This is a genomic window from Pseudomonas brenneri (genome assembly GCF_007858285.1).
In the GTDB taxonomy this organism is placed as follows: domain Bacteria; phylum Pseudomonadota; class Gammaproteobacteria; order Pseudomonadales; family Pseudomonadaceae; genus Aquipseudomonas; species Aquipseudomonas brenneri.
The window spans coordinates 146935-172429 of the sequence record NZ_VFIL01000006.1; the positions used below are offsets into that span (position 1 = coordinate 146935).

Genomic DNA, 25495 nt, shown 5'->3' on the forward strand with positions numbered 1-25495 from the left:
CCTTTGGTCTGTGGCGTTTTTTTTGGGATTCTTCAGGGAGACCTGGCTGGCCTCTTCGCGAGCAAGCCCGCTCCCACATTCGACCTCATTTCAAAGGTGGAATACGGTCGAATGTGGGAGCGGGCTTGCTCGCGAAGGCGTCCTGGCAGACAACACAGACGGCTGCTCATACAATGCCCGCTGCCCTGTAGGAGACTTCCATGACCCGCCCCGCCGCCCCTCGCAAACCCCGCGCCCGCAGCCAGGCCCGGATCGACGCGATCCTCGACGCCGCCCGCACCTTGCTGGCCGCCGAAGGCGTGGCCAGCCTGTCGATCTACAGCGTGGCCGAACGGGCGCAGATTCCGCCGTCGTCGGTGTATCACTTTTTCGCCAGCGTACCGGCCTTGCTCGAAGCGCTGACAGCTGACGTGCACGCCGCGTTTCGCGCCGCGCTGCAAGCGCCCATCGACCACGATCAACTGCACACTTGGCGCGACCTGTCGCGCGTAGTGGAGTTGCGCATGCTGACCATCTACAGCAACGACGCCGCCGCCCGGCAATTGATCCTCGCCCAGCACGGCCTCACCGAAGTCACCCAGGCCGACCGCCAGCACGACCTGGAGTTGGGGGACTTGATGCTGCACGTGTTCAACCGCCACTTTGAAGTACCGGTGCTGCCGGCGGACGTGGACGTGTTTGCCCTGGCGCTGGAGTTGAGCGACCGCGTTTACGCGCGCTCGGTACATCAGCATGGGCAGATCACCCCGCGCATGGCGGAGGAAGGGATGCGGGTGTTTGATGCGTATGTGGGGCTTTATTTGCCGGTGTTTTTACCTAAGCGATAAGTGTTGTGGTGACTGGGCCGGCCTCTTCGCGAGCAAGCCCGCTCCCACATTTTGATTTGTGAATACATTCAAAAATGTGGGCGCGGGCTTGCTCGCGATAGCGGTCGGAAGCCGATCACAGCTTGGCGATCGACACCTCGGTAGACTTCACAAACGCAATCACTTCACTGCCAATCACCAACTCCAGCTCTTTCACCGAGCGGGTAGTGATTACCGAAGTGACGATGCCGGACGCAGTCTGCACGTCGATTTCCGACAACACGTCGCCTTCGACGATTTCCTTGATGGTGCCTTTGAACTGGTTACGCACGTTGATCGCTTTGATAGTCATGGTGTTACTCCTTAAGGGACAAGTGAGTTATTGCGCCCACCGCAATTGCGTAGGCAACGGTGAAACAGGTTCCGGCTCCGGCGGCGTGCCGGGCAGTGACAGCACACGGTTGAGCACTTCAGTTTCCAGGGCCGCCAGGCGATGGGAGCCGCGGACCCGCGGGCGTGGCAGTTCCACATGCAGGTCGAGGCCGATTTCGCCGTCTTCGATCAGGATTACCCGATCGGCAATGGCCACGGCTTCGCTGACGTCATGGGTCACCAGCAACACGCTGAAACCGTGCTTGCGCCACAGGTTTTCGATCAGTTGCTGCATCTCGATGCGGGTCAGGGCATCCAGCGCACCCAGGGGTTCATCCAGCAGTAACAGGCGCGGCTGGTGAATCAACGCGCGGGCCAGGGCCACCCGTTGTTTCTGGCCACCGGACAACGCCGCCGGCCATTCATCGGCACGCTCGGCCAGGCCGACCGCCTCCAGCGCCTCAAGTGCCTGGGGCCGCCAGTTGCCTTTAAGGCCCAGGCCGACGTTATCGATGATCTTTTTCCACGGCAGCAGGCGTGCTTCCTGGAACATCAGCCGCGTGTCTTCGAGCGCTTCGCTCAGCGGTGCAGAGCCTGCAAGCAACTCGCCACTGCTGGCGCTATCAAGGCCGGCCAGCAAGCGCAGTAAGGTACTTTTGCCACAGCCACTGCGGCCGACAACAGCCACGAACTGCCCCGCCGGAATGTGCAGGTCGATCTCGCGCAAGACTTCCCGCGCGCCAAACGCCTTGCGCAGCTTGCGCACCGCCAACGGGATACCCCGCAGCAGGCGTGGAGGTTGTTGAGCGGTCATGCCGCACCTCCTTTTTGCACTTGGTAGGCCGGATGCCAGCGCAGCCACACACGCTCCAGGCCACGCGCCGCCAGGTCTGCCAATTTGCCGAGCACCGCGTACAGCACAATCGCCAGCACCACCACGTCGGTTTGCAGGAACTCCCGGGCATTCATCGCCAGGTAGCCGATGCCGGAGCTGGCAGAGATGGTTTCTGCAACGATCAGCGTCAGCCACATAAAGCCCAGGGCAAAGCGCACACCCACCAGGATCGACGGCAAGGCACCGGGCAGGATCACCTGACGAAACAGACTGAAGCCGGACAAGCCATAACTGCGAGCCATCTCCACCAGCGCCGGATCGACGTTGCGGATGCCGTGATACGTATTGAGGTAGATCGGAAACAGCGTGCCGAGGGCGACCAGGAAAATCTTCGCCGTTTCATCAATGCCGAACCACAAAATCACCAGCGGGATCAGCGCCAGGTGCGGCACGTTGCGAATCATCTGCACCGAGCTGTCCAACAGGCGTTCGCCCCATGTCGACAGGCCGGTGATAAAGCCCAGGGCCAGGCCGATGCCGCCACCGATCACAAAACCCAGGCCCGCGCGCCAGCCGCTGATGGCCAGGTGGGTCCAGATTTCACCACTGCTGACCAGGTGTACCCCAGCCGCAATCACTGCGCTGGGCGCCGGCAGAATACGTGTCGACAACCAGCCCGCCGACACCGACAACTGCCACACTGCCAGCAACAGGATCGGCAGCGCCCAGGGCGCCAGTCGATGCAGAATCCGTTGACTATTCATGACGGCGCCTCAGCTCTGCGACGCGGCTTTGGGAAGAATATCGTTGGCCACCATCTCGCCAAACGGGCTCACGTAACCGGCGCTTTTCGGCAGCTCGGGACGTTCGATATCCAGGTGCGGGAACAGCAACTCCGCAACCCGGTACGACTCTTCCAAGTGGGGATAACCGGAGAAGATGAAGGTATCGATGCCCAGCTCTGCGTACTCCTTGACCCGCGCCGCCACGGTCGGCCCATCGCCTACCAGTGCAGTGCCGGCGCCGCCGCGCACCAGGCCGACGCCGGCCCACAGGTTGGGGCTGACTTCGAGGTTGTCGCGACTGCCACCATGCAAGGCGGCCATGCGTTGCTGGCCCACCGAATCAAAGCGCGCCAGCGAGGCCTGGGCACGGGCGATGGTGTCGTCGTCCAGATGGGAGATCAGTTTGTCGGCGGCTTTCCAGGCTTCATCGTTGGTTTCACGCACGATCACATGCAAGCGAATACCAAAGCGCACGGTACGCCCAAGCTTGGCTGCCTTGGCCCGCACCTGCTGGATTTTTTCCGCCACTGCCGCCGGTGGTTCGCCCCAGGTCAGGACCATTTCCACTTGTTCGGCTGCCAGGTCCTGGGCCGCTTCGGAAGATCCGCCGAAATACAGCGGCGGACGTGGCTGCTGGATCGGTGGGTACAGCAACTTGGCGCCTTTGACGCTGATGTGCTGGCCGTCGTAGTCCACGGTTTCGCCTTCCAGCACGCGGCGCCAGATGCGGGTGAATTCCACCGAGGCCTGATAGCGCTCCTCATGGCTGAGGAACAGACCGTCGCCGGCCAGTTCCTCTGGATCACCGCCGGTCACCAAGTTGAACAGCGCCCGCCCACCGGACAATCGGTCCAGGGTCGCGGCCTGACGCGCGGCCACCGTCGGCGAGATGATCCCGGGGCGCAGTGCGACCAGAAATTTCAGACGCTGGGTCACCGGGATCAGCGAGGCGGCCACCAGCCACGAGTCTTCGCAGGAACGTCCGGTGGGGATCAGTACCCCGCCAAAGCCCAGGCGATCTGCGGCCTGGGCGACCTGTTGCAGATAACCGTGATCCACGGCGCGCGCGCCTTCGGCGGTGCCAAGGTAATGGCCGTCGCCGTGGGTAGGCAGGAACCAGAAAATAGTGAGGCTCATGGAGTTGTCTCCTGAAGAAATCGGATTACGGCGCTTTGGCCACGGTCGCAGGTGGCGTCCAGATCACGTCCTTGATGCTCAAGGGCTTGGGAATCAATTTGAGCTGGTAGAAGGTGTCGGCGATTTTCTGCTGGGCGGCGACCACTTCCGGGGTCAGGAACAGCGCGCCGTAACCCTGGCGTTTCACCGAGGTCAGGGTGATGTCAGCCGGCAGGCCAAGCAGTGGGGCGACTTGTTCGGTGACTTCCTGGGGGTTGGCCTTGGACCATTCGCCCACGGCGCGCACTTCTTCCACCAGCGCCCTGATCACGTCCGGATGTTTTTCGGTGTAAGGCTTGGTGGCCAGGTAGAACTGGTGGTTATCGGCAATGCCGGTGGCGTCACGCAGGGTGCGCGCTTGCAGTTGTTTCTCGGCGGCAGCCTGGTACGGGTCCCAGATCACCCAGGCATCGACACTGCCACGTTCGAAGGCGGCACGGGCGTCGGCGGGCGGCAGGAACACGGTCTGTACGTCGGTGTATTTCAGGCCGGCGTCTTCCAGGGCGCGCACCAGCAGGTAATGCACGTTGGAGCCTTTGTTGAGCACGACTTTCTTGCCCTTGAGCTCAGCCACCGACTTGATCGGCGAGTCCTTGGGCACCAGGATGGCCTCGCTGGTCGGCGCTGGCGGTTCGTAGGCAACGTAGAGCAGATCGGCACCGGCGGCCTGGGCGAATACCGGCGGGGTTTCGCCAGTCACACCAAAGTCGATGGAGCCGACATTCAGCCCTTCGAGCAACTGCGGGCCACCGGGAAATTCGGTCCACTGCACGTTCACGCCCTGCTCAGCCAGGCGCTTTTCCAGGGTGCCCTTGGCTTTGAGCAGCACCAGGGTGCCGTACTTCTGATAACCGATCCGCAGGGTTTCGGCCGCTTGAGCTTGAACAATGGCGCCGAAGGACACAGCCGCAGCAAACAGTGCGACCAGGCCCCGACGCAAGATGACAGTGCGCATGACGCTCTCCAAATTGACGATGAGGGTTGTGGCTGCACCTGCTTGGCCGATGGCGGCTGAGTAAGGTGAGGGTTTCTTACATTAGGGTGTGGCTTACATCCGGGTGAGGCTTAGATGCTCCAGCGAGCACTCAACAAACGTTCATTCAACACATGGGGGTCCAGCGGTTGCGGGCGGCGGGCCATGGCGCTGTAGAACTGCTCCAGGGCTTCGCTCAAGCGTTGTTCAAGGATTGGCACCAACTGCGCCTGGGCACTGCCTTCGCCGTAGGCGATCTGGCTGTCTTCGGCGAAAATCCCATGCAGCAACTCCTGGGCCTTGAGCGCCGACAGCACGGGCTTCAAGGCGTAATCCACCGCCAGCATGTGGGCAATACTGCCGCCGGTAGCCATGGGCAATACCACTTTGTGGGCCAGGGCGCGTTCCGGCAGCAGATCGAGGATGGTTTTCAACGCGCCGGAAAACGACGCCTTGTACACCGGCGTGGCGATCAACAAGCCATCGGCATTGGCTACCTGGGCCAGCAAGTCGAGGACCTTGGGGCTGTCGAAGCGTGCGTACAGCAAATCCTCGGCGGGGAAGTCCCGTATCTGATAACTCACCACTTCCACGCCTTGCTGCTGCAACCAGCGCCGCGAATGATCCAGCAGCACCCCTGAGCGGGAGCGTTGGCTGGGACTGCCACCAAGTGTTACGACCAGCATCTGGGAGTTTCCTTGAGCAAGTGTCGGCGGTTCGCGGTGCGGCGATGGCGCCAAGATGGAACAGACCTTATCAGCAGATTTATATATCTATAAATCTTATTTATTCATTTGTTTATTCTTAAATTGCATATGCGAGAAATCATTCGCCAGGCGAAAAAAAGGCCGTCGAAACGGCCTGAAAACCCCTGCTATGTGAGCACTGAAATGCGATCAACCTGTGGGAGCGGGTTAACGATTAGGCTGTGGCGTGAGCCGCAGATACGGCTTCACCGCGCGATAGCCCTTGGGAAAGCGTTGCTTGATCTCGTCCTCATCCTTGAGCGACGGCACGATCACCACTTCATCACCGTCCTGCCAGTTGGCCGGAGTGGCGACTTTGTAGTTGTCGGTCAGTTGCAACGAGTCGATGACCCGCAGGATTTCGTGGAAGTTGCGCCCGGTGCTGGCCGGGTAGGTGATGGTCAGGCGAATCTTTTTGTTCGGGTCAATCACGAACAGCGAACGCACGGTGAGCGTGTCGTTGGCATTGGGGTGGATCAGGTCGTAGAGGTCCGAAACCTTGCGGTCGGCATCGGCCAGGATCGGGAAATTGACGACAGTGGCCTGGGTTTCGTTGATGTCCTCGATCCACTTATGGTGGGAGTCCACCGGGTCTACCGACAGGGCAATGGCCTTGACCCCACGCTGGGCGAATTCGTCCTTGAGCTTGGCGGTGAAACCCAGCTCGGTGGTGCACACCGGGGTGAAGTCCGCCGGGTGGGAAAACAACACGCCCCAGCTATCGCCCAGCCACTCGTGGAAGCGAATCTTGCCGGCGCTGGAATCCTGTTCAAAGTCGGGGGCGATATCGCCCAGTCTGAGGCTCATGGTGTGGCTCCTGATGAGTGCTTATGGAGCCCACTGTGCCTGCTTTGAATTTAATTTAAAAAGAATAAATATCGATTTATTTAGACCATAAATGAATATACAGCTTTGCGTTGATTGACCAATTTCTGAGCAAAAAAAACCTCGCGATTAACGCGAGGTTTTTTTCTCAACGGTTCTTACAGGAAGCTGTAAGTGTAGTTGAAGATCAGACGAGTCTGGTCTTGGTCCTGGATGCCAGTGCCGCTGCCACGATAGACACCGTGACGCAGTGTGGTGCCAAAGCCTTTCAGAGCGCCCTGCTGAATGGTGTAGTCGACACGCATATCGCGTTCCCACTCGGACTGGTCGCTGCCGCCGTTCTTGGCTTTGATGTTGTCGCCATGCAGGTAAGCAATCGAGGTTTTCAGACCTGGAACGCCCAATGCAGCGAAGTCGTAGGAGTACTGACCGAAGGTGGTGTTTTCACCCGCACGCACGAAGGAGTTGATCATGCTATCGGTGAAGAGGTAGAAGCTGGAACCGCCAGCGCCTTCGTTACGGCCATTACCGTCGACAACACCGCCCTGGTTCAACCAGACGAAACCGCCGTCATCATTCACACGCTGGTGACCGACCATGAACGCACTGCCACCCAGGCTATAGGTGAACATGGCGCTCCAGGTTTTGTTATTAACTTCGCCTGCGTCCTTCGCATAACCACCATTGTTGTTGAACTGGTAGCCAGCCTGACCGTTCTTACCGTCGGAGCTGCTATCGAAGTAGCGCACGTCGGTTTTGAACGACTGGCCTTCGGTGATCGGGTAGACGTGAACCAGACCCAGGAAGTGCTGCTTATAGAAGTCTTCCAGGTTGGCGTAGTAGTACTGCAAGGTCAGGTCTTTGGTGACCTTCCAATCAGCACCGCCATAACGGAACTTGTTGCTTTCCTGGCTGGCGCCTGCAACCGACAGGCCAGTGCTGTTGCTCGAAGCACGACCGGTGGCGTGTTCAAGTTGACCGCCGTTGAACGTCACGTTGTCGATTTCTTTGGAGGTGACAGTGCCGCCTTCAAAGGTTTGTGGCAGCAGACGGCCATCGCTTGCGATCACGACCGGCAGGTTCGGAGCCAGGGCTCCGCCCAGATGGGCCTCGGTCTTGGAAAAGCGAGCCTTTACGTTGGCGCTCGCGCTGCTCCAGCTGCTCACAGCCGAACCGTCGGTGTCGCTTGGAACAAAGGAGTTGTTGTCTGGGTGGTGGCCACGGCCACCGTCCAGGTGAAAGCCGACCAATGCCTGGGCATCGATACCAAAGCCAACCGTACCTTCAGTGAAACCAGACTGGACGTTGAACTTCAGGCCGGTGGCCGTTTCGCGCTGGTCAGAACCACCTTCACGCTGATCGTTATCAAAATACAGGGTCCGCGAACTGACGGATGCCTTGGTGTCTTCAACAAAACCAGCGGCGCCTGCTTGCTGAGCCAAAACCCCAGCCGCGATGGCGAACGCCAATGTGGACTTCTTCATGTACCGCTCCTCTCGTTTCTAATTTTTGTAGTTCTTTGGTCTCGGGTCTGACGCCCTCGATCCACAGATGCGCGATTAGCGCCAGATCGTGACTGACAAGTCAATCGTAACCTTGTGTGTCTACTACCTTCGTCTAATCGCAGTTGATTTGGTCCCTGCAGGGTAATGAGTTTTTCATACACCCAAAAAGAATTATTTCGTCCTTTTTCATACTATTCAGGAATAACACTTTCCATGGGGCGACCAACCCGCAGTGGGGTATCGCTCCATAAGCTAATTCCTAAAGGGTATTTGTTAGCCATTTTTTAGATCGTTTAGTGTGAACAGAATCCTGCACACGTCACTCACGATCAAAAAGGCGACGCCATCATGGCCAAACGCGCATCCTCTCGTCAATTTGTTACAGTTTTACTATCCCTTACAATTTCTTTTGGGGCGCAGGCGGCCAACCTCACCGTCGGCTATCAAACCGGTATCGATCCGAGCAAAGTGCCCCAGGCCGACGGCCTTTATGAGCAGGCCATTGGCGAGAAAATCGACTGGCGCCGCTTCAACAGCGGCCCGGAGGTGGTCACCGCGATTGCCTCCGGCGATGTACAGATCGGCAACCTCGGCTCCAGCCCGTTGGCGGCCGCCGCATCCCGTAACCTACCCATCGTAGCGTTCATCGTATCGGCCCAGATCAATAGTTCTGAAGCTTTGGTAGTGCGTAACGGCAGCCATATTGACGCACCCAAGGACCTGATCGGCAAAACCATCGCCACGCCGTTTGTCTCCACATCCCACTACAGCCTGCTCGCGGCCTTGAAACACTGGGGCCTGGACACAAAGCAGGTCAAAGTGGTGAACCTGCAACCAGGCGAAATTGCCGCAGCCTGGAAACGCGGGGATATCGACGGTGCATTTGTCTGGTCACCCGCCCTGGGGGAAATCCGCAAGACCGGCAAGACCCTGACCGACGCGGCTCAGGTGGGCCAATGGGGCGCGCCGACGTTTGAGGTGTGGGTAGCACGCAAGGATTTTGCCGAGAAGCATCCAGAGATCGTGGCCAAGTTTGCCAAGGTCACCCTGGACTCGTTTGCCGACTACGCAGCCAATAAAGCCAAGTGGACGGTGGATTCGTCGCCGGTGCAGAAGATCGCCAGGCTGACCGGCGCAAACGCCGCAGATATCCCTGAACTGCTGGAAGGCAGCACCTTCCCCGATGCCCAGGCGCAGCAAACCGACGCCTTGCTTAATGGCGCAACGGCCAAGGCCATTGGGGAGACCGCCAAATTCCTGAAGGAACAAGGCAAGGTGGAAACTGTGCTGCCGGACTATTCGGCGTTTGTGACAGACAAATTTATCCAGGAATAAACACGGACAAAAAATGTGGGAGCGGGCTTGCTCGCTCCCACATTTAGGTATTGGGTGTACCGAATACCGTGTTTATAAGGTCTTCTCGAAGATCTTCGAATTACGCTGGAAGTTGTACAGCGACGCCCGTGCCGACGGTAGGCGATCCACGCTGCTCGGCACAAACCCGCGCTCGCGGAACCAATGGGCGGTGCGAGTCGTCAGCACGAACAGCGTCTTCAAGCCTTGGGTGCGGGCACGGGTTTCGATGCGCTCCAGCAGCTCATCACCGCGACCGCCATGGCGATATTCCGGATTGACCGCCAGGCACGCCAGCTCACCCGCGTCGGAATCGGCAATCGGGTACAACGCGGCACACGCGATGATCATGCCTTCGCGCTCCACCACGCTGAACTGCTCGATTTCCCGCTCCAGCACTTCCCGTGAACGACGCACCAGGATCCCCTGCTCTTCCAGCGGGCTGATCAGGTCCAGCAAGCCGCCGACGTCTTCAATCGCCGCCTCGCGCACCAGTTCGAACTGTTCCTGGGCCACCAGCGTACCGCCGCCGTCCCGGGTAAACAGTTCGGTCAACAGCGCACCGTCCTCGACATAACTGACGATATGGCTGCGCCCCACGCCCCCACGACAGGCCTCGGCCGCCGCATCGAGCAGTTCGGCCTGGTAGTTGTTGCCCAGGCGTTGCAGGTGCGCCGGCACTTGTTGCGGGCGCAGTTCGCGCACCAACCGGCCATTTTCGTCGATCAGGCCCAGGTCGGCGCCAAACAGCAGCAGCTTGTCGGCGCCCAGGTCGATGGCGGCGCGGGTGGCCACGTCTTCACAGGCCAGGTTGAAAATCTCCCCGGTCGGCGAATAGCCCAGTGGCGACAGGACGACGATGGAGCGCTCATCCAGCAGACGGTTGATGCCCTTGCGGTCGACCCGGCGCACTTCGCCGGTGTGGTGGTAGTCGATGCCGTCGAGCACGCCGATCGGCCGCGCGGTCACCAGGTTGCCACTGGCCACCCGCAGGCGCGAGCCCTGCATCGGCGAGGACGCCATGTCCATGGACAAACGCGCTTCAATGGCGATGCGCAGGTGGCCCACTGCATCGATCACACACTCCAGGGTCGCTGCATCGGTGATGCGCATCCCATCGTGGTAATGCGGGGTCAGGCCGCGGGCAGCGAGACGGGTTTCGATTTGCGGGCGCGAGCCATGCACCAGCACCAGGCGCACGCCGAGGCTGTGCAGCAGCACCAGGTCGTGGACGATATTGCCGAAGTTCGGGTGATCCACACCATCGCCCGGCAGCATGACCACAAAGGTGCAGTCACGGTGGGCATTGATGTAGGGCGAAGCGTGACGAAGCCAATTGACGTATTCGGGCATAAAACCTGGGCCTGTAATAAAAAGCAGCCAAAAAAGGATGAATCGCTAAACGCACAGCGGGCTGATGGTTATCGTCGGAACAGGCTTGGCGACACGCTCGCTCTCCTTCTATGTACGGGGTGCAATGGGGTTAATTTATGCAGGCTTGAGACAGTAATGTTCAATCAGTTCCCGCAATAGACGCACTGTAGGCGTCAAGCGTGACATTTCAAGGTACTCGCCCGGTTGGTGGGCGCAGGCAATGTCCCCAGGGCCGAGCACCAGGGTTTCGCAACCAAGGCGCTGAAGATAAGGCGCTTCAGTACCGAACGCTACTGCTTCGGCACGATGGCCGGTCAAATGTTCCGCGACACGCACCAGTTCGGCGTCTTCAGGCTGCTCGAAGGGTGGCACTTCGGGGAACAGCGGCGCGTAGTCGATCTTTACTTGATGGCGTTCGGCGATGGGCTGCAGTTTCAGGCGGATCGCGTCGCGCAACACCTGGGGGTCCATGCCGGGCAAGGGCCGCAGGTCGAACTCCAGGGAGCACTGGCCGCAAATCCGGTTGGGGTTATCGCCGCCGTGGATACAGCCAAAATTCAAGGTCGGCTGGGGCACCGTGAATTGTGGGTTGCGGTATTCCCGTTGCCAGGCCAGGCGCAGGCCGCGCAGTTCGCCCATGGCGTCATGCATGGCTTCAAGGGCGCTGTGGCCCAGGCTCGGGTCCGACGAATGACCGCTGCGCCCGAGGATATCGATGCGCTCCATCATCACCCCCTTGTGCAGGCGGATCGGCTTGAGGCCCGTGGGCTCGCCAATTACCGCCGCGCGCCCCAGGGGGCGGCCCGCCGCAGCCAGGGCGCGAGCGCCGGCCATGGAGCTTTCTTCATCACAGGTCGCGAGGATCAACAGCGGTTGCTTGAACGGTTGGTCCAGCAGCGGCAGGACCGCTTCGATAGCCAGGGCGAAAAAACCCTTCATGTCGCAGCTACCCAGTCCTACCCAACGGCCATCCACTTCCGTCAACTTCAAAGGATCGGTCTGCCACAGCGCCTCATCGTAAGGCACGGTATCGCTATGCCCCGCCAGTACCAGGCCACCGGGGCCGCTGCCGAAGCTGGCCAATAGATTGAATTTGCCGGGGCTGACCTGCTGGATATCGCAGGCGAAACCCAGGTCGCCCAACCAGCTTGCGAGCAGGTCGATCACCGGGCGGTTGGTCTGGTCGAGAGACGCTTGGGTGCAACTGACCGATGGCGCGGCAATCAGTGCGGCAAATTGTTCTTTCATGGACGGTAAAGGCATGCGCGGTCTCTCAACTTCCACAGATGAAACCCATCATAGAACCATCTGCGTTACACAATAAACCCGTTGCGGCACGTTGCCGGGCTCAGTCCTGTACACTGCACGACCTTGGCAGCCACCTTTTCCCCCGGCTGCACTCCCGATCCTGGATGTTCCGGCCATGCAAAAAGAAACCGAAATCAAGCTTCGCGTCAGCCGCGAGACCCTCGCCGCGCTGCGCGAGCACCCGCTCCTGAAAAAACGCAATAAAAGTGGCTGGGAACGCCGTGAGTTGATGAACCAGTACTTCGACACCCCCGAGCGCGACCTGGCCCAGGCCAAGGTTGCCCTGCGCCTGCGCAAGGACGGCGACGACGTGATCCAGACCCTCAAGACCCGTGGCCAGAGCGTCGCCGGTTTGTCGGAACGTAACGAGTACAACTGGGAACTGCCCAAGGCCAAGCTCGACGTGAAAAAACTCGACGGCGAATGCTGGCCCGAGCAGTTGGCTGAACTGGACAAAAAGACCCTCAAGCCGATCTTCACCACCGATTTCGTCCGTGAGCGTGCCGAGATCGCCTGGGGCCGTGGCAAAGCCAAGGTAGTGATCGAAGCAGCCCTGGACCTGGGCCACGTGATCGCCGGCAAGCAGAAGGAAGAAATCTGCGAGCTGGAACTGGAACTGCGCGAAGGCGAACCCGCCGCCCTGCTGGAACTGGCTGCCGAGTTGGCCCAGACCCTGGCGCTGATGCCGTGCGATATCAGCAAGGCCGAACGCGGCTACCGCCTGTTCGACGCCAGCAGCTACTCCCTGAGCCTGCCTGCCCCACAACTGCAACCGCAAATGCCTCTGGATGACGTTTTCGCCGCGCTGATGTGGCATCTGCTGGGCAGCAGCCAGCGCCTGGCCGAGCAGTACCGTTTCAACGGCCACTGGCGCCTGCTGCAGGACTGGGTGGAAAACCTCGCCGAAATGCGCGCCCTGATCGGCAGCCTCGGCCAGGCTGCGCCACGTCAATCCACCAGCGAACTGCGCAGTGCCCTCGACGCCCTGCTGGAAGACTGGCGCCCACTGGTCCAGGCCGGCGAAGAGGATGAAGACGTGCGCAAGGCCGCGCCAGAGCAGTTCATCGAAGAATTGGACGACGTGCGCTGGGGCCTGTTCTCACTGAACACTTCGCGCTGGCTGCTGGCCCGCACCTGGACCCTGGACCGCAACGTGCGCGGCAACCGCCAGGGCGCCGCCCAGGTCGCCAACTGGCTGCCGCGCCTGCTGGCCGACGAAGCCGTCGCCCTGCGCCTGCCGCGCTACCAACAACAGCCGGAAGACCTGGCCGAGCAACTGCCGCGCATCGAGCGCCTGCAGGCGTGGCTGCACCATGCCCGCCACCTGCTGGAAATTGCGGAGCTGGATCGTTTGTACGGTGAGCTGAACAAGTTGGCCGCGCTGGCCAACCTGCCGATCACTGATGAGTCGCTGGATGCGCGGATGCATCAGGTGATTGCGGTGTACCAGAACCGGGCCTGGAAGACTTTGCTGCGTCTGTAAGATTGCTATCGCGTGTAGGAGCGAGCTTGCTCGCGAAGGACGTCAACGATAACGCGTGTTTGCTAGGTAAACGCGGCGCTCTCACGTTCTTCGCGAGCAAGCTCGCGCCTACAAAAAAGCCTTAACTGACTGGCATTAGGGCTTGCCGGCGATGACGTCCGCACTCTCACCGCAACACTGGCAGACTGGTAGTGGACTTGATCTCCGACAGCGCCACAATCGAGTTGACCTCCTGTATCCCCGGCACCATCGACAGTTTCTCGAAGAAGAAACGCTCATACGCCTCGATATCCGAGGTGACAATGCGCAACAGAAAATCCACCGCCCCCATCAGCACATAACACTCCAGTACTTCCGGGAATCCACGAATCGCCTCAGTGAACTCCGTGAAGTTGGACCGCCCGTGGGCGTTGAGTTTGACCTCGGCAAAGATCTGCGTGTTGAGGCCGATCTTCTTGCGGTCGAGCAACGTCACCTGCGCGCGAATCACCCCCTCTTCCTTGAGCCGCTGGATCCGCCGCCAGCAGGGCGACTGCGATAGCCCGACTTGTTCGGCAATCTGCGCGCTGGAGAGCGACGCGTCTTCCTGGAGCAACGCCAGGATCCGGCGGTCGTAGACATCCAACTCACTGTGCATAAAAATACCTTACAAACCATTACCTACGAATCGTATAAGTCATTTATAAGGCATATCGCTCAAACATAGATAAGAAATACCCGACACGCCATGTAAAAATTTCTCCAGTCAGATTTGGAGAACGGCCATGCATTCAGTCCCCACCAGCCCCGCGACCCGCCACGATGCCTGGGCAGTCAGCAACAGCCATTGCCAGGTGCGCTACCAGATCCTCGCCGAGGCTGAACCCGATGTGCTGTGCCGGATCCTCAATTACTTCGCCTTGCAGTTCCTGGTGCCGCAACAGGTAAACGTGACCCGCGACGAAGACCTGCTGAACGTCGAGGTGGTGATGGACGGCCTGAGCTGGCACCGCGCCCAGGTGATCGGTGAAAAACTTCGTAACCTGATCAGCGTGTGCTCGCTGGAGCTGCAACCTGTTGAATCCACAAGGCTGCAAGCGGTATCGGCGGCGGCTCAGTAAAAACCGGTAATAACCCACTGGGCGACAGCAATCAGGGTGGGACTAGCCTTGGCGCTACTGCTTGAAATCGCCCAGGAAACCGCCATGCCCGCAGTGCCAGAACTTCAGGATCGCAGGCTCTGCCTCGACGAACTGCTGCCCGCCCTCACCGCCCACGGCCTGCTCGACGAAGCCCTTGCCGAACGCTTGCGGCGCACCCCGACCAACGACTTGCATCCGCTGGAGTTTCTCGCCGACCAGTCACTGCCCGACCCTGCGCGGCCGGGCATGTCGCTGTCTCTGGAAGCACTGACACAATGGCTCGCCATTCACGTCGAACAGCCCTATCTGCGCATCGACCCACTGAAAATCGATGTGGCGAGCGTGGTGCCACTGATGTCCCACGCCTTCGCCCAGCGGCACAGCATCCTGGCGGTCGCCCTCGATCGCGACAGCGTGACGGTGGCCTGTGCCGAACCGTATCTGCGTGAGTGGGAAACGGGCCTGGGTCATGTCTTGAAGCGTTCGATCAAGCGCGTGGTGGCCAACCCCCAGGTGATCCGCCGTTGTACCCAGGAGTTCTTCCGGCTAGCCAGGTCGGTCAGCGGGGCCGACCAGACCAACCCCATGGCGTCCCCTGTCGAGCAGTTGCTCAACCTTGGCGCTGGCGACCAGGAGCCCGATGCCAACGACGCGCACATCGTCAACATTGTCGACTGGCTGCTGCAATTTGCCTTCGGCCAGCGCGCCAGCGATATCCATATCGAGCCCGGCGGCGACCAGGGCCGCATGCGCTTGCGCATCGATGGGTTGCTGCACGATGTCTATCAGTTTCCGCCACAGGTCACGACCGCCGTGGTCAGCCGCCTGAAAAGCCTCGGGCGGATGAATGTCGCCGAGAAGCGCAAACCCCAGGATGGCCGGATCAAGACCAAGACGCCCACGGATATCGAAGTGGAACTGCGTCTTTCGACCCTGCCCACGGCCTTCGGCGAGAAACTGGTGATGCGGATTTTCGATCCCCAGGTGCTGCTCCAGGACTTTCAGCAGATGGGGCTTTCGGCCGATGACCTGCAGCGCTGGCAGCATATGACCCGTCAGGCCAACGGCATCATCCTGGTCACAGGTCCCACGGGGTCAGGCAAGACCAGCACCCTCTATACCACCCTGCGGCAACTGGCGAACCGCACGGTCAACCTGTGTACGGTGGAAGACCCTATCGAGATGGTCGAGCCGGCCTTCAACCAGATGCAGGTCCAGCACAATATCGACCTGACCTTTGCCAGCGGCGTCCGCGCGCTGATGCGCCAGGACCCGGACATCATCATGATCGGAGAGATCCGTGACCTGGAAACCGCCGAAATGGCAATCCAGGCGGCATTGACCGGCCATCTGGTGCTATCGACCCTGCACACCAACGACGCCCCCAGCGCGGTCAGCCGCCTGCTGGAGCTGGGCATTCCCCATTACTTGATCAAGGCCACATTACTGGGGGTCATGGCCCAGCGCCTGGCGCGCCGGTTGTGCCCGCACTGCAAAAGCCCGGTGACGTTGAACGAGGACGATTGGAACAATGCCACGCGGCCATGGGCGTTACCGACACCTGTCGGCGCGTTCCAGGCCAAAGGCTGCGCGGATTGCCGGGACAGTGGCTATCGCGGACGCATCGGGATCTACGAGATCATGCTGATGAATGAGGGCGCCAGGACCTTGGTCTGCGTCGATACCGATCTGCAGGCATTGCGTCGCGAAGCCCTCAAAGACGGCATGTGCAACCTGCGGTTGGCGGGCGCTCACAAGGTTGCCGACGGGCTGACCACCCTGGAAGAAGTGTTGCGGGTCACGCCGGCACTGTAGCGTTGAACGAGTAAACCGTTCTTATCTACGACAACCCCGTTACAATCGACAGACCTCGCGTCACCACCACCAGACAAGGAATCGTTATGCAGATCGGAACAGTGCTTCTCCTCTTCGTCGGCTTGGCCATTGCCATCCTGTTCATGGGCTTCAAAGTCGTACCCCAAGGCTACCAATGGACGGTGGAGCGCTTCGGCCGCTACACCAACACGCTCAAGCCTGGCCTGAATATCATCATTCCGGTGATGGACCGCATCGGGCGCAAGATCAACGTGATGGAAAGCGTGCTGGATATTCCGCCCCAGGAAGTGATCACCGCCGACAACGCCACGGTACAGATCGACGCGGTGTGTTTCTTCCAGGTGGTGAACACCGCCCAGGCGGCCTACGAGGTCAACAACCTCGAACATGCGATCCGCAACCTGCTGCAAACCAATATCCGTACGGTGCTCGGTTCCATGGAACTGGACGCCATGCTCAGCCAGCGCGACGGTATCAACGAGAAGCTGTTGCGCACGGTCGACGAAGCCACCGCGCCGTGGGGCATCAAGATCACCCGGATCGAGATCAAGGACATCAGCCCGCCTGCCGACCTGATGGCCGCCATGTCGGGCCAGATGAAAGCCGAGCGGATCAAGCGCGCACAGATCCTCGAAGCCGAAGGCCTGCGAGCGTCCGCCATCCTGACCGCCGAAGGTAAGAAACAGGCGCAAATCCTGGAGGCTGAAGGGGGTCGTCAGGCGGCGTTCCTCGAATCCGAAGCCCGTGAACGTCAGGCCGAGGCAGAAGCCCGCGCCACCCAAGTGGTGTCGCAAGCGATTGCTACCGGTAACGTGCAAGCCATCAACTACTTTGTCGCACAGAAATACATCGATGCACTGGGCAAGCTGGCCTCGGCCAACAACAGCAAGGTGATCCTGATGCCGCTGGAAGCCAGCCAGGTCATCGGCGCAGTGGGCGGCATCGGCGAAATCGTCAAGGCCACCTTCGACAACAAGAAAGCCTGAGGCCCGCACCATGTGGGAGTTCCTGCAACACCTGTCGTTCTGGGATTGGCTGGCGCTGGGCACGGTGCTGTTGATTCTCGAAGTGTTTGGTGCCGGCGGTTATCTGCTGTGGATGGGCATCGCGGCCGCAGCGGTTGGCGTGCTCAAGTTCCTGATGCCGGGGCTTGGGTTGGAGCTGCAACTGCTGCTGTTTGCCGTGCTGTCGATACTGACGGCGGTGTACTGGTGGAAACGCCAGCGCAGCAGCGCCAAGGCCAGCGACCAACCGGGCCTGAACATGCGTGGTTCGGAGCTGATTGGTCGCACCTTTATGGTGCATCAAGCCATTATCGATGGCCGGGGCAAGATCAAGGTCGGTGACGGCGTGTGGATGGTCACCGGGCAGGATTCGCCAGTAGGCGCTCAAGTCCGGGTGGTTGGCCAGGACGGTGTGATTTTACGGGTCGAAACTGTTTAGTCATCCACGGAACTAGGCTGGGTTATCTACAATCAAACTGTTCAGTTAACCCAGTCGGAGTCACCCATCATGCGTCTCAAATATGCTGTCGCCACCCTCGCCGTGCTGTCCCTTCCTGTTGGTTCAGCGATGGCCGACAGCTTCTGGCGTAACGTCATCTCGTCGGGCGCTACCACAGGCTCCACGTACCTGACCTTCAAGGACCACAAGCTGGTCGTCGCCGCCCAGGACGATGCCGGCAGTTTCGTCGCCAGTGATGGCGGTATCCGTGGCCCATACCTGGAAGCCGCCATGCAGAAAGTGCGTGCAGACAACCCAGGCCTGAAAGCCACTGATATGGAGTTGGCCAACGCCATCCTGGCGAAAAACGCTGTGGCTGCCGAGTAAATCCGGCGCATGAAAAAGCCGCTTTAGAGCGGCTTTTTTTTGCCTGTTTTTCGACGATACGTTCACAGGCGACAGGCTATATTCAGTTCCCTCGTGCGACGATGCCGGGGTTGATTTGAGTTTTTATTCTTGGTTTTTCTCAAGCGAGTATCTTCGACATCATGAGCCAACTGCCTTTCCTGCCGTTTTCAAAACCGGTCATTGATGAAGCCACCATCGCGGCGGTCGGTGATGTATTGCGCTCTGGCTGGATCACCAGCGGGCCGAAGGTGCAGGCGTTCGAAGCGCAATTATCGGAGTACTTTGGCGGCCGGCCGGTACGCACCTTCAACTCCGGCACCTGCACCATGGAGATTGCCCTGCGTATCGCCGGCGTCGGGCCGGGGGATGAAGTGATCACCACGCCGATCTCCTGGGTGGCGACGGCCAATGTGATTCTGGAGGTGGGCGCCACACCGGTGTTTGCCGATATCGATCCGGTCACCCGCAATATCGACCTGGCTCAGGTGGAAGCAGCCATCACGCCGCGCACCAAGGCGATCATTCCGGTGTACCTGGCGGGCCTGCCGCTGGATATGCCGATGCTCTACGCCTTAGCCAACAAATACGGGTTGCGTATCGTCGAGGATGCCGCCCAGGCGCTGGGCTCCAGTTGGGATGACCAGCGGATTGGCGCCACCGGGGATCTTGTCTCGTTCAGTTTCCAGGCGAACAAGAACATCACCTGTTCCGAAGGCGGCTGCCTGGTGCTGAACAACGCCGAAGAAGCGCGCCTGGCGGAAAAGTACCGGCTGCAAGGCGTTACTCGCAGCGGCTTCGATGGCCTGGACGTGGATGTACTGGGCGGCAAGTTCAATATGACTGACATCGCCGCCGCAATCGGGCTGGGCCAGTTTGCCCAGATCGAACAGGTCACCGCCCATCGCCAGGCCCTGGCCCGGCATTATTTCGAGTGTTTTGGCAGCGATTTCGAGACAACGTACGGCGCGCAACTACCGCCTGCGGACTTTGAAAACAGCAATTGGCACCTGTTCCAACTGGTACTGCCCGAGCGTCAGGATGGCCTCCCGGCCCGTGCCACGTTCATGGAGCAGATGCAGGCCCAGGGTGTAGGCATTGGCTACCACTACCCGCCGATCCACCTGCTGAGTTTGTATCGGGCACAAGGGTTCAAGGAAGGCATGTTCCCGGTAGCAGAAAAAGTCGGGCGTTTGATTGTCTCGTTGCCGATGTTTACGGCGATGAGCAAGGCGGATGTGGAGCGTGCTGTCGCGGCGGTGAAAACAGTACTGCAGACGGGTTAAACCCAATCAATGTGGGAGCGGGTTTGCTCGCTCCCACAATGGGTTGTGCGTAGGCTTATTCGCCAATGGCCGCCTTGTAGCCGGCAGCATCCAGCAGCTTTTCCAGCTCGGCAGGGTTGCTTGGCTTGAGCTTGAAGATCCAGGCCTCGTAGGGCTTTTCATTGAGCGACTCAGGGGCATCGGCCAATTCATCGTTGACCGCAATCACTTCACCCGACACTGGCGAATAAATATCCGAAGCAGCCTTCACCGACTCCACTACGCCCGCCGCGTCGCCGGCGGCGAACACCTTGCCCACTTCAGCCAACTCAACGAAAACCACATCACCCAATGCTTCCTGGGCATGGTCGGAGATCCCGACGGTCACGCTGCCGTCGGCTTCCAGGCGTGCCCATTCGTGGCTTTCGGCAAAACGCAGTGCGGCAGGGATATCGCTCATAGTCTGTGTCCTCAAAAAGAAATGTCAGCGGCCATTGGCCCGCCGGAAAAGGTTAGATCAAGGTCTTGCCATGGCGCACGAAGGTCGGCTTGACCACTCGCACCGGGTACCACTTACCGCGAATCTCTACTTCCGCACGGTCAGCGGTGGCCATCGGTACACGCGCCAGCGCAATGGATTTGCTCAGCGTAGGAGAGAAACTACCACTGGTGATCTCTCCTTCGCCAACATCAGCGATGCGAACCACTTGATGAGCGCGTAAAACCCCACGTTCTTCCAGCACCAGGCCCACCAGTTTGAGCTGCACGCCAGCCGCGCGCTCGGCTTCCAGGGCGGCGCGGCCAATGAAGTTGCGACTGGCGGGTTCCCAGGCAATGCTCCAGGCCATATTGGCGGCCAACGGTGAAACGCCCAGGTGAATATCCTGGCCGTAGAGGTTCATTCCGGCCTCCAGACGCAATGTGTCACGCGCGCCAAGGCCAATGGGCGAGATACCCGCGCCTACCAGGTCATTGAAGAACGCCGGGGCCTGGTCGGCAGGCAGGACGATCTCCAGGCCATCTTCACCGGTATAACCGGTACGGGCGATAAACCAGTCGCCGTCGGCACGGCCCTCGAAAGGCTTGAGCTGGTGGATCAAGACGCCGCGTGACTGGGTGACCAGTTCGGCAATCTTGTGCCGGGCCTGAGGGCCCTGGATAGCCAGCATGGCCAGGTCCGGACGCTCGCGCATGTGTACCTGATAGCTGCCCAGTTGGGCCTGCATCCAGGCGAGGTCCTGGTCGCGGGTGGCCGCATTGACCACCAGCCGGTAACCGTCGTCGGCACAGTAGACGATCATGTCGTCCACCACCCCGCCCTGCTCGTTGAGCATGGCGCTGTACAACGCATGGCCACAGCCATGCAAACGATCGACATCATTGGCCAGCAGCAATTGCAGCCACTCCTTGGCCTGGTGCCCCGAGATGTCGATCACGGTCATATGGGAAACATCAAACACCCCACAGTCACGGCGCACCTGATGGTGCTCCTCGACTTGCGAGCCGTAATGCAAAGGCATATCCCAACCGCCAAAATCGACCATTTTCGCGCCTAGGGCGAGATGCAGGTCATACAGAGGCGTACGCTGTCCCATGGGTTTCTCCTTCCGGGCGTGGCGAAGGTGCGGACGGTCGCCGTTCGGGCTACACACCTTGAAATACAAGGCTTGCAGCCACGTTCAGCCATCCGATCTGAAAGATGGACCGCACCGAATGCCGCGCATTGTAGCCTCAAGCCGTAGGACTGGCACCTAACCGATTCGTCGGGCAGAACGTCGAATCAAGCCGATGACCGGCAACAGGCCGACCAATACCAGGGTCAGAGCGGGCAAGGAGGCGCGCGCCCACTCGCCTTCGCTGGTCATCTCAAAGATGCGTACCGCCAACGTATCCCAGCCGAATGGGCGCATCAGCAAGGTCGCGGGCATTTCCTTGAGCACGTCGACGAACACCAGCAGGGCTGCGCTCAAAGTGCCTGGCAGCAAAAGTGGCAGATACACTTTGCAAAACAGTCGTGGCCCACTGACCCCAAGACTACGCGCCGCTTCCGGCAGGGACGGGCGAATACGTGCCAGGCTGTTTTCCAGTGGGCCATAGGCCACGGCCAGGAAGCGCACCAGATAGGCCATCACCAGTGCCGACAGACTGCCCAGCAACAACGGCTTGCCCGCGCCCCCCAGCCAGCCGGAAACAGGGATTACCAGTTCACGGTCCAGATAGCTGAACGCCAACATGATCGACACCGCCAGCACCGAACCCGGCAAGGCGTAACCCAGGTTACCCAGGCTGATCCCGGAACGAATCGCCCGGGTCGGCGCCAGACGGTTGGCGAACGCCAGCAGCAGCGCCACGCTGACGGTGATCAGCGCGGCCATGCCCCCCAGGTAGAGGGTATGCACGATCAGCCCAGCGTAGCGCTCATCGAGATCAAAACGACCGCGCTGCCAGAACCACGCCACCAATTGGATCATGGGGATGACAAAGGCGCAGGCAAAGACCAACCCGCACCAGCCACTCGCCGCAGCCGCCTTGAACCCACGCAGGTGATACAGCGCCTTGCCGCGCGGCCGTTCATTGCTGGGACGGCTGGCACCACGGGCACGGCGCTCGCCGTAGAGCACCAGCATCACCACCAACAGCAACAGACTCGCCAGTTGCGCGGCGCTGGACAGGCTGAAAAATCCGTACCAGGTCTTGTAGATCGCGGTGGTGAAGGTGTCGAAGTTAAAGACCGACACCGCACCGAAGTCCGCCAGGGTTTCCATCAGTGCCAAGGCCACGCCAGCGCCGATGGCCGGTCGCGCCATGGGCAAGGCCACTCGCCAGAACGCCTGCCACGGCGATTGCCCCAGCACCCGCGCCGCTTCCATCAACCCCTTGCCCTGCGCCAGAAAGGCGGTGCGCGCCAGCAGGTAGACGTAGGGATAGAACACCAGCACCAGCACGATGATCACGCCACTGGTGGAGCGCACGCGCGGTAGGCGCAGGCCCGTGCCGAACCACTCGCGCATCAGGCTCTGCACTGGCCCCGAGAAGTCCAGCAGGCCGACGAAGACAAACGCCAGCACATAGGCGGGAATTGCAAACGGCAACATCAGCGCCCAGTCCAGCCAGCGCCGGCCGGGGAATTCACAAAGGCTGGTCAGCCAGGCCAGGCTGACGCCCAGCACCGTTACGCCAACCCCGACGCCCAGCACCAGGGTCAAGGTATTGCCCAGCAGACGCGGCATCTGGGTGTCCCACAGGTGGGACCAGATTTGGGTGTCGATGCTTTGCCAGGACAACAGCAGGACGCTCAACGGCAGCAGCACCAGGGCGGCGACGGTGAAGACTGGCAGGTACCAGCGGCGTTGGGCGGGGTGGGCCAAAAGCGGATTCTCAAGCAGTGGATGATTTGGAGGCATGTACAAAACACTGTGGGAGCGGGCTTGCTCGCGAAGGCGGTGTGTCAGTCAGCGATCTATTAACTGACACTCCGCCTTCGCGAGCAAGCCCGCTCCCACATTAGATTTGCGGTGTTTTTAAGCCCGTATCAGTTCCAGCCCGCGCGATCCATCAGGCGAATCGCTTCGGCCTGGCGCTTGCCCGCGACTTCCACCGGCAGGGTATCGGCAACGAACTTACCCCAGGCAGCTACTTCTGCAGACGGCTGTACCGCCGGGTTGGCCGGGAACTCCTGGTTCACGTCAGCAAAGATCTTCTGTGCTTCTGGGGTGGTCATCCACTCCACCAGGGCCTTGGCCGCCTCCGGGTGCGGTGCATGCTTGGTCAGGCCAATACCCGACAGGTTGACGTGCACGCCACGGTCGCCCTGGTTCGGCCAGAACAGTTTGACGCCCAGGTCCGGCTTTTGCTTGTGCAGGCGGCCGTAGTAGTAGGTATTGACGATGCCGACATCACATTGCCCGGCGTTGATCGCTTCCAGCACGGAAACGTCATCGGAGAACACGTCAGTGGACAGGTTACTCACCCAGCCCTTGATGATTTCTTCGGTCTTGGCCGCGCCATGGGTCTCGATCAGGGTGGCGGTCAGCGACTGGTTGTAGACCTTTTTCGCCGTGCGCAGGCACAGGCGGCCTTCCCATTGCTTGTCGGCAAGGGCTTCGTAGGTGGTCAACTCACCCGGCTTCACGCGGGCAGTGGAGTAGGCAATGGTCCGCGCCCGCAGGCTCAAGCCGGTCCAGGCATGGCTTGCAGCACGATATTGCGCAGGGATGTTGGCGTCGATCACCTTGGAGGTGAACGGCTGCAGGATGCCCATCTGCTCGGCTTGCCAGAGGTTGCCGGCATCCACGGTCAGCAGCAGGTCGGCGGTGGCGTTCTCGCCTTCGGCCTTGATGCGCTGCATCAGCGGCGCTTCCTTGTCGGTGATGAACTTGATCGGGACGCCGGTCTTCTTGGTGTAAGCGTCGAATACCGGCTTGATCAGCTCGTCGATACGAGAGGAGTAGACCACTACTTCGTCAGCCGCCTGGGCGGTCGTGCTGGCAATCAGGGTGAGTGCCAGGGCAGTCAGGAGGCGCTTGGGTGCCAACATGGGTGCGGTCTCTCGTAATCGAAGGAGTGCAAATGATAAGGACTCACATTTAGCATCTCAACCGAACACTTGGTGGAGGCGTTACGAGATGTTGCATAACTGGATTCTGGGGTGCGGCAACTGGCCTCAGGGCTTGGCCAGATCCGGTAGATCCCCGGTCAACCCCAGCGCCTGGCGCACAAACAGCGCCTTGGCCTCGGGCATCTGGTCGACCATCTTCAACCCGGCATTGCGCAACCAGCGCAACGGCAATTGATCAGCCTGGAACAACCGCTCAAAGCCCTCCATTGCCGCCATCAGCGCAAGATTGTGGGGCATGCGCCGGCGCTCGTAGCGACTGAGCACCTTCACATCGGCCAAGCGCTCACCGCGCTCGGACGCCTGCAGCAGCACCTCGGCCAGCACCGCCGCGTCGAGGAACCCCAGGTTAACGCCCTGCCCCGCCAACGGGTGGATGACATGGGCCGCATCGCCAATCAGGGCCAGGCCTTCGGCGACGTAACGCTTGGCGTGACGCTGGCGCAGTGGCACGCACAGGCGTGGGTCGGCACTGACCACGGTGCCCAACCGCCCTTCAAAGGCACGTTCCAGTTCGCGGCAGAAGGTTTCGTCGTCCAGGGCCATCAGGCGTTCGGACTCGCTCGGCGTGGTTGACCAGACGATGGAACACCAATCTTCCTGGCCATCGCGCACCAGTGGCAGGAACGCCAGCGGCCCGTGGTCGGTAAAACGTTGCCAGGCCGTGCGCTGGTGCGGCTGGCTGCTGCGTACGCTGGTGACAATGGCGTGATGCAGGTAATCCCATTCGCGGGTGGCGGTGCCGGTCAGGCGGCGTACCGCCGAGTTGGCCCCGTCCGCGGCGATCACCAATGGCGCGCGCAGGGTGCGGCCATCGGCCAGGGTCAGCAGCCAGTCGTCGCCGGAGCGGCGCATCTGCTCCAGGCGGGCATTGGCCAGCAGGCCCAGGTCGCAGTCGTGCAGGCGGTCGAGCAAGGCGTCCTGGACCACGCGGTTTTCGACGATATGCCCCAACACCTCGGCATGCACGCTGGCCGCCGAAAAGTGGATCTGCCCGGTGCCGCTGCCATCCCAGACCTGCATCTCGCCGTACGGGCTGGCGCGGCGACTGGCAATGCCATCCCACACCCCCAGGCGCTCGAGAATGCGCTGGCTGGCCGCCGACAAGGCACTCACTCGCGGTTCAAAAGGAGCCGCGGCGTCGAATGGCTTGACGCTCAACGGGCTGCCGTCGAGCAGCAGCACTTGCAGGCCACTGCCTTGCAACGCCAGCGCCAGGGCGCTTCCGACCATTCCGGCCCCGACAATCAGCACATCTGCGCGCATGTC

The 25495-nt window shown here is 60.6% G+C and carries 25 protein-coding genes; 9 read left to right on the forward strand and 16 right to left on the reverse strand.

Annotation, left to right across the window (positions count from 1 at the left end; all coding sequences use genetic code 11):
- Nucleotides 1-200 precede the first annotated feature (200 nt).
- Nucleotides 201-827 (forward strand): TetR/AcrR family transcriptional regulator, encoded by a 627-nt coding sequence (locus tag FJD34_RS14880; protein ID WP_090292356.1) that lies wholly within the window; start codon nt 201-203, stop codon nt 825-827.
- A 115-nt stretch (nt 828-942) separates the two neighbouring features.
- On the opposite strand, the gene FJD34_RS14885 is transcribed toward FJD34_RS14880, so the two are convergent.
- From FJD34_RS14885 to FJD34_RS14920, 8 genes are all read right to left on the reverse strand, one after another.
- Nucleotides 943-1158, reverse strand: coding sequence for a TOBE domain-containing protein (locus FJD34_RS14885; protein WP_003213899.1), 216 nt, complete (start codon nt 1156-1158; stop codon nt 943-945).
- Nucleotides 1159-1185: 27 nt separating this feature from the next.
- Complete coding sequence (gene ssuB, locus FJD34_RS14890; protein ID WP_090292358.1) at nt 1186-1992, reverse strand: aliphatic sulfonates ABC transporter ATP-binding protein; 807 nt, start codon at nt 1990-1992, stop codon at nt 1186-1188.
- Nucleotides 1989-2777, reverse strand: a complete 789-nt coding sequence (gene ssuC / locus FJD34_RS14895; protein ID WP_032858913.1) for an aliphatic sulfonate ABC transporter permease SsuC — start codon at nt 2775-2777, stop codon at nt 1989-1991. Before ssuC ends, ssuB begins: the two co-directional genes overlap by 4 nt.
- Before the next feature lie 9 nt (nt 2778-2786).
- Complete coding sequence (gene ssuD, locus FJD34_RS14900; RefSeq protein WP_032858915.1) at nt 2787-3935, reverse strand: FMNH2-dependent alkanesulfonate monooxygenase; 1149 nt, start codon at nt 3933-3935, stop codon at nt 2787-2789.
- Nucleotides 3936-3960: 25 nt separating this feature from the next.
- The gene (locus FJD34_RS14905; RefSeq protein ID WP_032858917.1) at nt 3961-4929 is read right to left on the reverse strand and encodes a sulfonate ABC transporter substrate-binding protein; all 969 of its coding nucleotides are present in this window, start codon (nt 4927-4929) and stop codon (nt 3961-3963) included.
- A 110-nt stretch (nt 4930-5039) separates the two neighbouring features.
- On the reverse strand, nt 5040-5633 hold the full coding sequence (ssuE, locus tag FJD34_RS14910; protein WP_032858919.1) for an NADPH-dependent FMN reductase: 594 nt from the start codon (nt 5631-5633) through the stop codon (nt 5040-5042).
- A 228-nt stretch (nt 5634-5861) separates the two neighbouring features.
- Nucleotides 5862-6500 (reverse strand): peroxiredoxin, encoded by a 639-nt coding sequence (locus tag FJD34_RS14915; RefSeq protein WP_032858921.1) that lies wholly within the window; start codon nt 6498-6500, stop codon nt 5862-5864.
- Between the two features lie 176 nt (nt 6501-6676).
- On the reverse strand, nt 6677-8002 hold the full coding sequence (locus FJD34_RS14920; protein ID WP_065942338.1) for an OprD family outer membrane porin: 1326 nt from the start codon (nt 8000-8002) through the stop codon (nt 6677-6679).
- Between the two features lie 369 nt (nt 8003-8371).
- On the opposite strand from FJD34_RS14920, the gene tauA reads away from it, so the two are divergent.
- Nucleotides 8372-9358, forward strand: coding sequence for a taurine ABC transporter substrate-binding protein (gene tauA, locus FJD34_RS14925; RefSeq protein ID WP_065942339.1), 987 nt, complete (start codon nt 8372-8374; stop codon nt 9356-9358).
- Nucleotides 9359-9430: 72 nt separating this feature from the next.
- On the opposite strand, the gene argA is transcribed toward tauA, so the two are convergent.
- Entirely contained in the window at nt 9431-10729 is a 1299-nt protein-coding gene (argA, locus tag FJD34_RS14930; RefSeq protein WP_032858930.1) for an amino-acid N-acetyltransferase, read from the reverse strand.
- A gap of 135 nt (nt 10730-10864) precedes the next feature.
- Nucleotides 10865-12013, reverse strand: coding sequence for an acetylornithine deacetylase (argE, locus tag FJD34_RS14935; RefSeq protein ID WP_032858931.1), 1149 nt, complete (start codon nt 12011-12013; stop codon nt 10865-10867).
- 160 nt (nt 12014-12173) lie between these two features.
- Between argE and FJD34_RS14940 the strand changes: the two genes are divergently transcribed.
- Nucleotides 12174-13541, forward strand: coding sequence for a CYTH domain-containing protein (locus tag FJD34_RS14940; protein WP_065942414.1), 1368 nt, complete (start codon nt 12174-12176; stop codon nt 13539-13541).
- A 166-nt stretch (nt 13542-13707) separates the two neighbouring features.
- Here FJD34_RS14940 and FJD34_RS14945 read toward each other — a convergent pair whose 3' ends face one another.
- Complete coding sequence (locus tag FJD34_RS14945) at nt 13708-14178, reverse strand: Lrp/AsnC family transcriptional regulator (RefSeq protein WP_029289490.1); 471 nt, start codon at nt 14176-14178, stop codon at nt 13708-13710.
- 127 nt (nt 14179-14305) lie between these two features.
- Here FJD34_RS14945 and FJD34_RS14950 point away from each other — a divergent pair, with 127 nt between their 5' ends.
- From FJD34_RS14950 to FJD34_RS14975, 6 genes are all read left to right on the forward strand, one after another.
- On the forward strand, nt 14306-14641 hold the full coding sequence (locus FJD34_RS14950) for a hypothetical protein (RefSeq protein ID WP_065942415.1): 336 nt from the start codon (nt 14306-14308) through the stop codon (nt 14639-14641).
- Between the two features lie 84 nt (nt 14642-14725).
- Complete coding sequence (locus FJD34_RS14955; RefSeq protein WP_090292360.1) at nt 14726-16477, forward strand: GspE/PulE family protein; 1752 nt, start codon at nt 14726-14728, stop codon at nt 16475-16477.
- A gap of 86 nt (nt 16478-16563) precedes the next feature.
- Nucleotides 16564-17484: an SPFH domain-containing protein gene (locus FJD34_RS14960; protein ID WP_032858941.1), complete on the forward strand. Its 921-nt coding sequence runs from the start codon at nt 16564-16566 to the stop codon at nt 17482-17484.
- 10 nt (nt 17485-17494) lie between these two features.
- Complete coding sequence (locus FJD34_RS14965) at nt 17495-17941, forward strand: NfeD family protein (RefSeq protein ID WP_032858942.1); 447 nt, start codon at nt 17495-17497, stop codon at nt 17939-17941.
- A gap of 69 nt (nt 17942-18010) precedes the next feature.
- Nucleotides 18011-18328, forward strand: coding sequence for a DUF2388 domain-containing protein (locus FJD34_RS14970; RefSeq protein WP_029289499.1), 318 nt, complete (start codon nt 18011-18013; stop codon nt 18326-18328).
- A 161-nt stretch (nt 18329-18489) separates the two neighbouring features.
- Nucleotides 18490-19632, forward strand: coding sequence for a DegT/DnrJ/EryC1/StrS family aminotransferase (locus FJD34_RS14975; RefSeq protein ID WP_065942417.1), 1143 nt, complete (start codon nt 18490-18492; stop codon nt 19630-19632).
- A 55-nt stretch (nt 19633-19687) separates the two neighbouring features.
- Here the strand turns inward: FJD34_RS14975 and gcvH are convergent, their stop codons facing one another.
- The 5 genes from gcvH to FJD34_RS15000 all read right to left on the reverse strand — a co-directional run bounded on the left by gcvH (nt 19688) and on the right by FJD34_RS15000 (nt 25492).
- Nucleotides 19688-20071: a glycine cleavage system protein GcvH gene (gene gcvH / locus FJD34_RS14980; RefSeq protein WP_032858946.1), complete on the reverse strand. Its 384-nt coding sequence runs from the start codon at nt 20069-20071 to the stop codon at nt 19688-19690.
- 52 nt (nt 20072-20123) lie between these two features.
- Complete coding sequence (gene gcvT, locus FJD34_RS14985) at nt 20124-21206, reverse strand: glycine cleavage system aminomethyltransferase GcvT (RefSeq protein WP_090292362.1); 1083 nt, start codon at nt 21204-21206, stop codon at nt 20124-20126.
- Between the two features lie 156 nt (nt 21207-21362).
- Entirely contained in the window at nt 21363-22979 is a 1617-nt protein-coding gene (locus tag FJD34_RS14990) for an ABC transporter permease (protein WP_090292364.1), read from the reverse strand.
- Between the two features lie 164 nt (nt 22980-23143).
- Nucleotides 23144-24148 carry an extracellular solute-binding protein gene (locus FJD34_RS14995; protein ID WP_032856975.1) on the reverse strand — a complete coding sequence of 335 codons (1005 nt, stop codon included), beginning with the start codon at nt 24146-24148 and terminating at the stop codon, nt 23144-23146.
- Between the two features lie 126 nt (nt 24149-24274).
- Complete coding sequence (locus FJD34_RS15000; RefSeq protein ID WP_167360836.1) at nt 24275-25492, reverse strand: 2-octaprenyl-3-methyl-6-methoxy-1,4-benzoquinol hydroxylase; 1218 nt, start codon at nt 25490-25492, stop codon at nt 24275-24277.
- Between the last annotated feature and the right edge of the window lie 3 nt (nt 25493-25495).

Excerpts from the sequence above, each read along its gene's own strand:
- FJD34_RS14880 (WP_090292356.1), top strand. The coding sequence starts at position 201 with ATGACCCGCCCCGCCGCCCCTCGCAAACCCCGCGCCCGCAGCCAGGCC.
- FJD34_RS14885 (WP_003213899.1), bottom strand. The coding sequence starts at position 1,158 with ATGACTATCAAAGCGATCAACGTGCGTAACCAGTTCAAAGGCACCATC.
- ssuB (WP_090292358.1), bottom strand. The coding sequence starts at position 1,992 with ATGACCGCTCAACAACCTCCACGCCTGCTGCGGGGTATCCCGTTGGCG.
- ssuC (WP_032858913.1), bottom strand. The coding sequence starts at position 2,777 with ATGAATAGTCAACGGATTCTGCATCGACTGGCGCCCTGGGCGCTGCCG.
- ssuD (WP_032858915.1), bottom strand. The coding sequence starts at position 3,935 with ATGAGCCTCACTATTTTCTGGTTCCTGCCTACCCACGGCGACGGCCAT.
- FJD34_RS14905 (WP_032858917.1), bottom strand. The coding sequence starts at position 4,929 with ATGCGCACTGTCATCTTGCGTCGGGGCCTGGTCGCACTGTTTGCTGCG.
- ssuE (WP_032858919.1), bottom strand. The coding sequence starts at position 5,633 with ATGCTGGTCGTAACACTTGGTGGCAGTCCCAGCCAACGCTCCCGCTCA.
- FJD34_RS14915 (WP_032858921.1), bottom strand. The coding sequence starts at position 6,500 with ATGAGCCTCAGACTGGGCGATATCGCCCCCGACTTTGAACAGGATTCC.
- FJD34_RS14920 (WP_065942338.1), bottom strand. The coding sequence starts at position 8,002 with ATGAAGAAGTCCACATTGGCGTTCGCCATCGCGGCTGGGGTTTTGGCT.
- tauA (WP_065942339.1), top strand. The coding sequence starts at position 8,372 with ATGGCCAAACGCGCATCCTCTCGTCAATTTGTTACAGTTTTACTATCC.
- argA (WP_032858930.1), bottom strand. The coding sequence starts at position 10,729 with ATGCCCGAATACGTCAATTGGCTTCGTCACGCTTCGCCCTACATCAAT.
- argE (WP_032858931.1), bottom strand. The coding sequence starts at position 12,013 with ATGCCTTTACCGTCCATGAAAGAACAATTTGCCGCACTGATTGCCGCG.
- FJD34_RS14940 (WP_065942414.1), top strand. The coding sequence starts at position 12,174 with ATGCAAAAAGAAACCGAAATCAAGCTTCGCGTCAGCCGCGAGACCCTC.
- FJD34_RS14945 (WP_029289490.1), bottom strand. The coding sequence starts at position 14,178 with ATGCACAGTGAGTTGGATGTCTACGACCGCCGGATCCTGGCGTTGCTC.
- FJD34_RS14950 (WP_065942415.1), top strand. The coding sequence starts at position 14,306 with ATGCATTCAGTCCCCACCAGCCCCGCGACCCGCCACGATGCCTGGGCA.
- FJD34_RS14955 (WP_090292360.1), top strand. The coding sequence starts at position 14,726 with ATGCCCGCAGTGCCAGAACTTCAGGATCGCAGGCTCTGCCTCGACGAA.
- FJD34_RS14960 (WP_032858941.1), top strand. The coding sequence starts at position 16,564 with ATGCAGATCGGAACAGTGCTTCTCCTCTTCGTCGGCTTGGCCATTGCC.
- FJD34_RS14965 (WP_032858942.1), top strand. The coding sequence starts at position 17,495 with ATGTGGGAGTTCCTGCAACACCTGTCGTTCTGGGATTGGCTGGCGCTG.
- FJD34_RS14970 (WP_029289499.1), top strand. The coding sequence starts at position 18,011 with ATGCGTCTCAAATATGCTGTCGCCACCCTCGCCGTGCTGTCCCTTCCT.
- FJD34_RS14975 (WP_065942417.1), top strand. The coding sequence starts at position 18,490 with ATGAGCCAACTGCCTTTCCTGCCGTTTTCAAAACCGGTCATTGATGAA.
- gcvH (WP_032858946.1), bottom strand. The coding sequence starts at position 20,071 with ATGAGCGATATCCCTGCCGCACTGCGTTTTGCCGAAAGCCACGAATGG.
- gcvT (WP_090292362.1), bottom strand. The coding sequence starts at position 21,206 with ATGGGACAGCGTACGCCTCTGTATGACCTGCATCTCGCCCTAGGCGCG.
- FJD34_RS14995 (WP_032856975.1), bottom strand. The coding sequence starts at position 24,148 with ATGTTGGCACCCAAGCGCCTCCTGACTGCCCTGGCACTCACCCTGATT.
- FJD34_RS15000 (WP_167360836.1), bottom strand. The coding sequence starts at position 25,492 with ATGCGCGCAGATGTGCTGATTGTCGGGGCCGGAATGGTCGGAAGCGCC.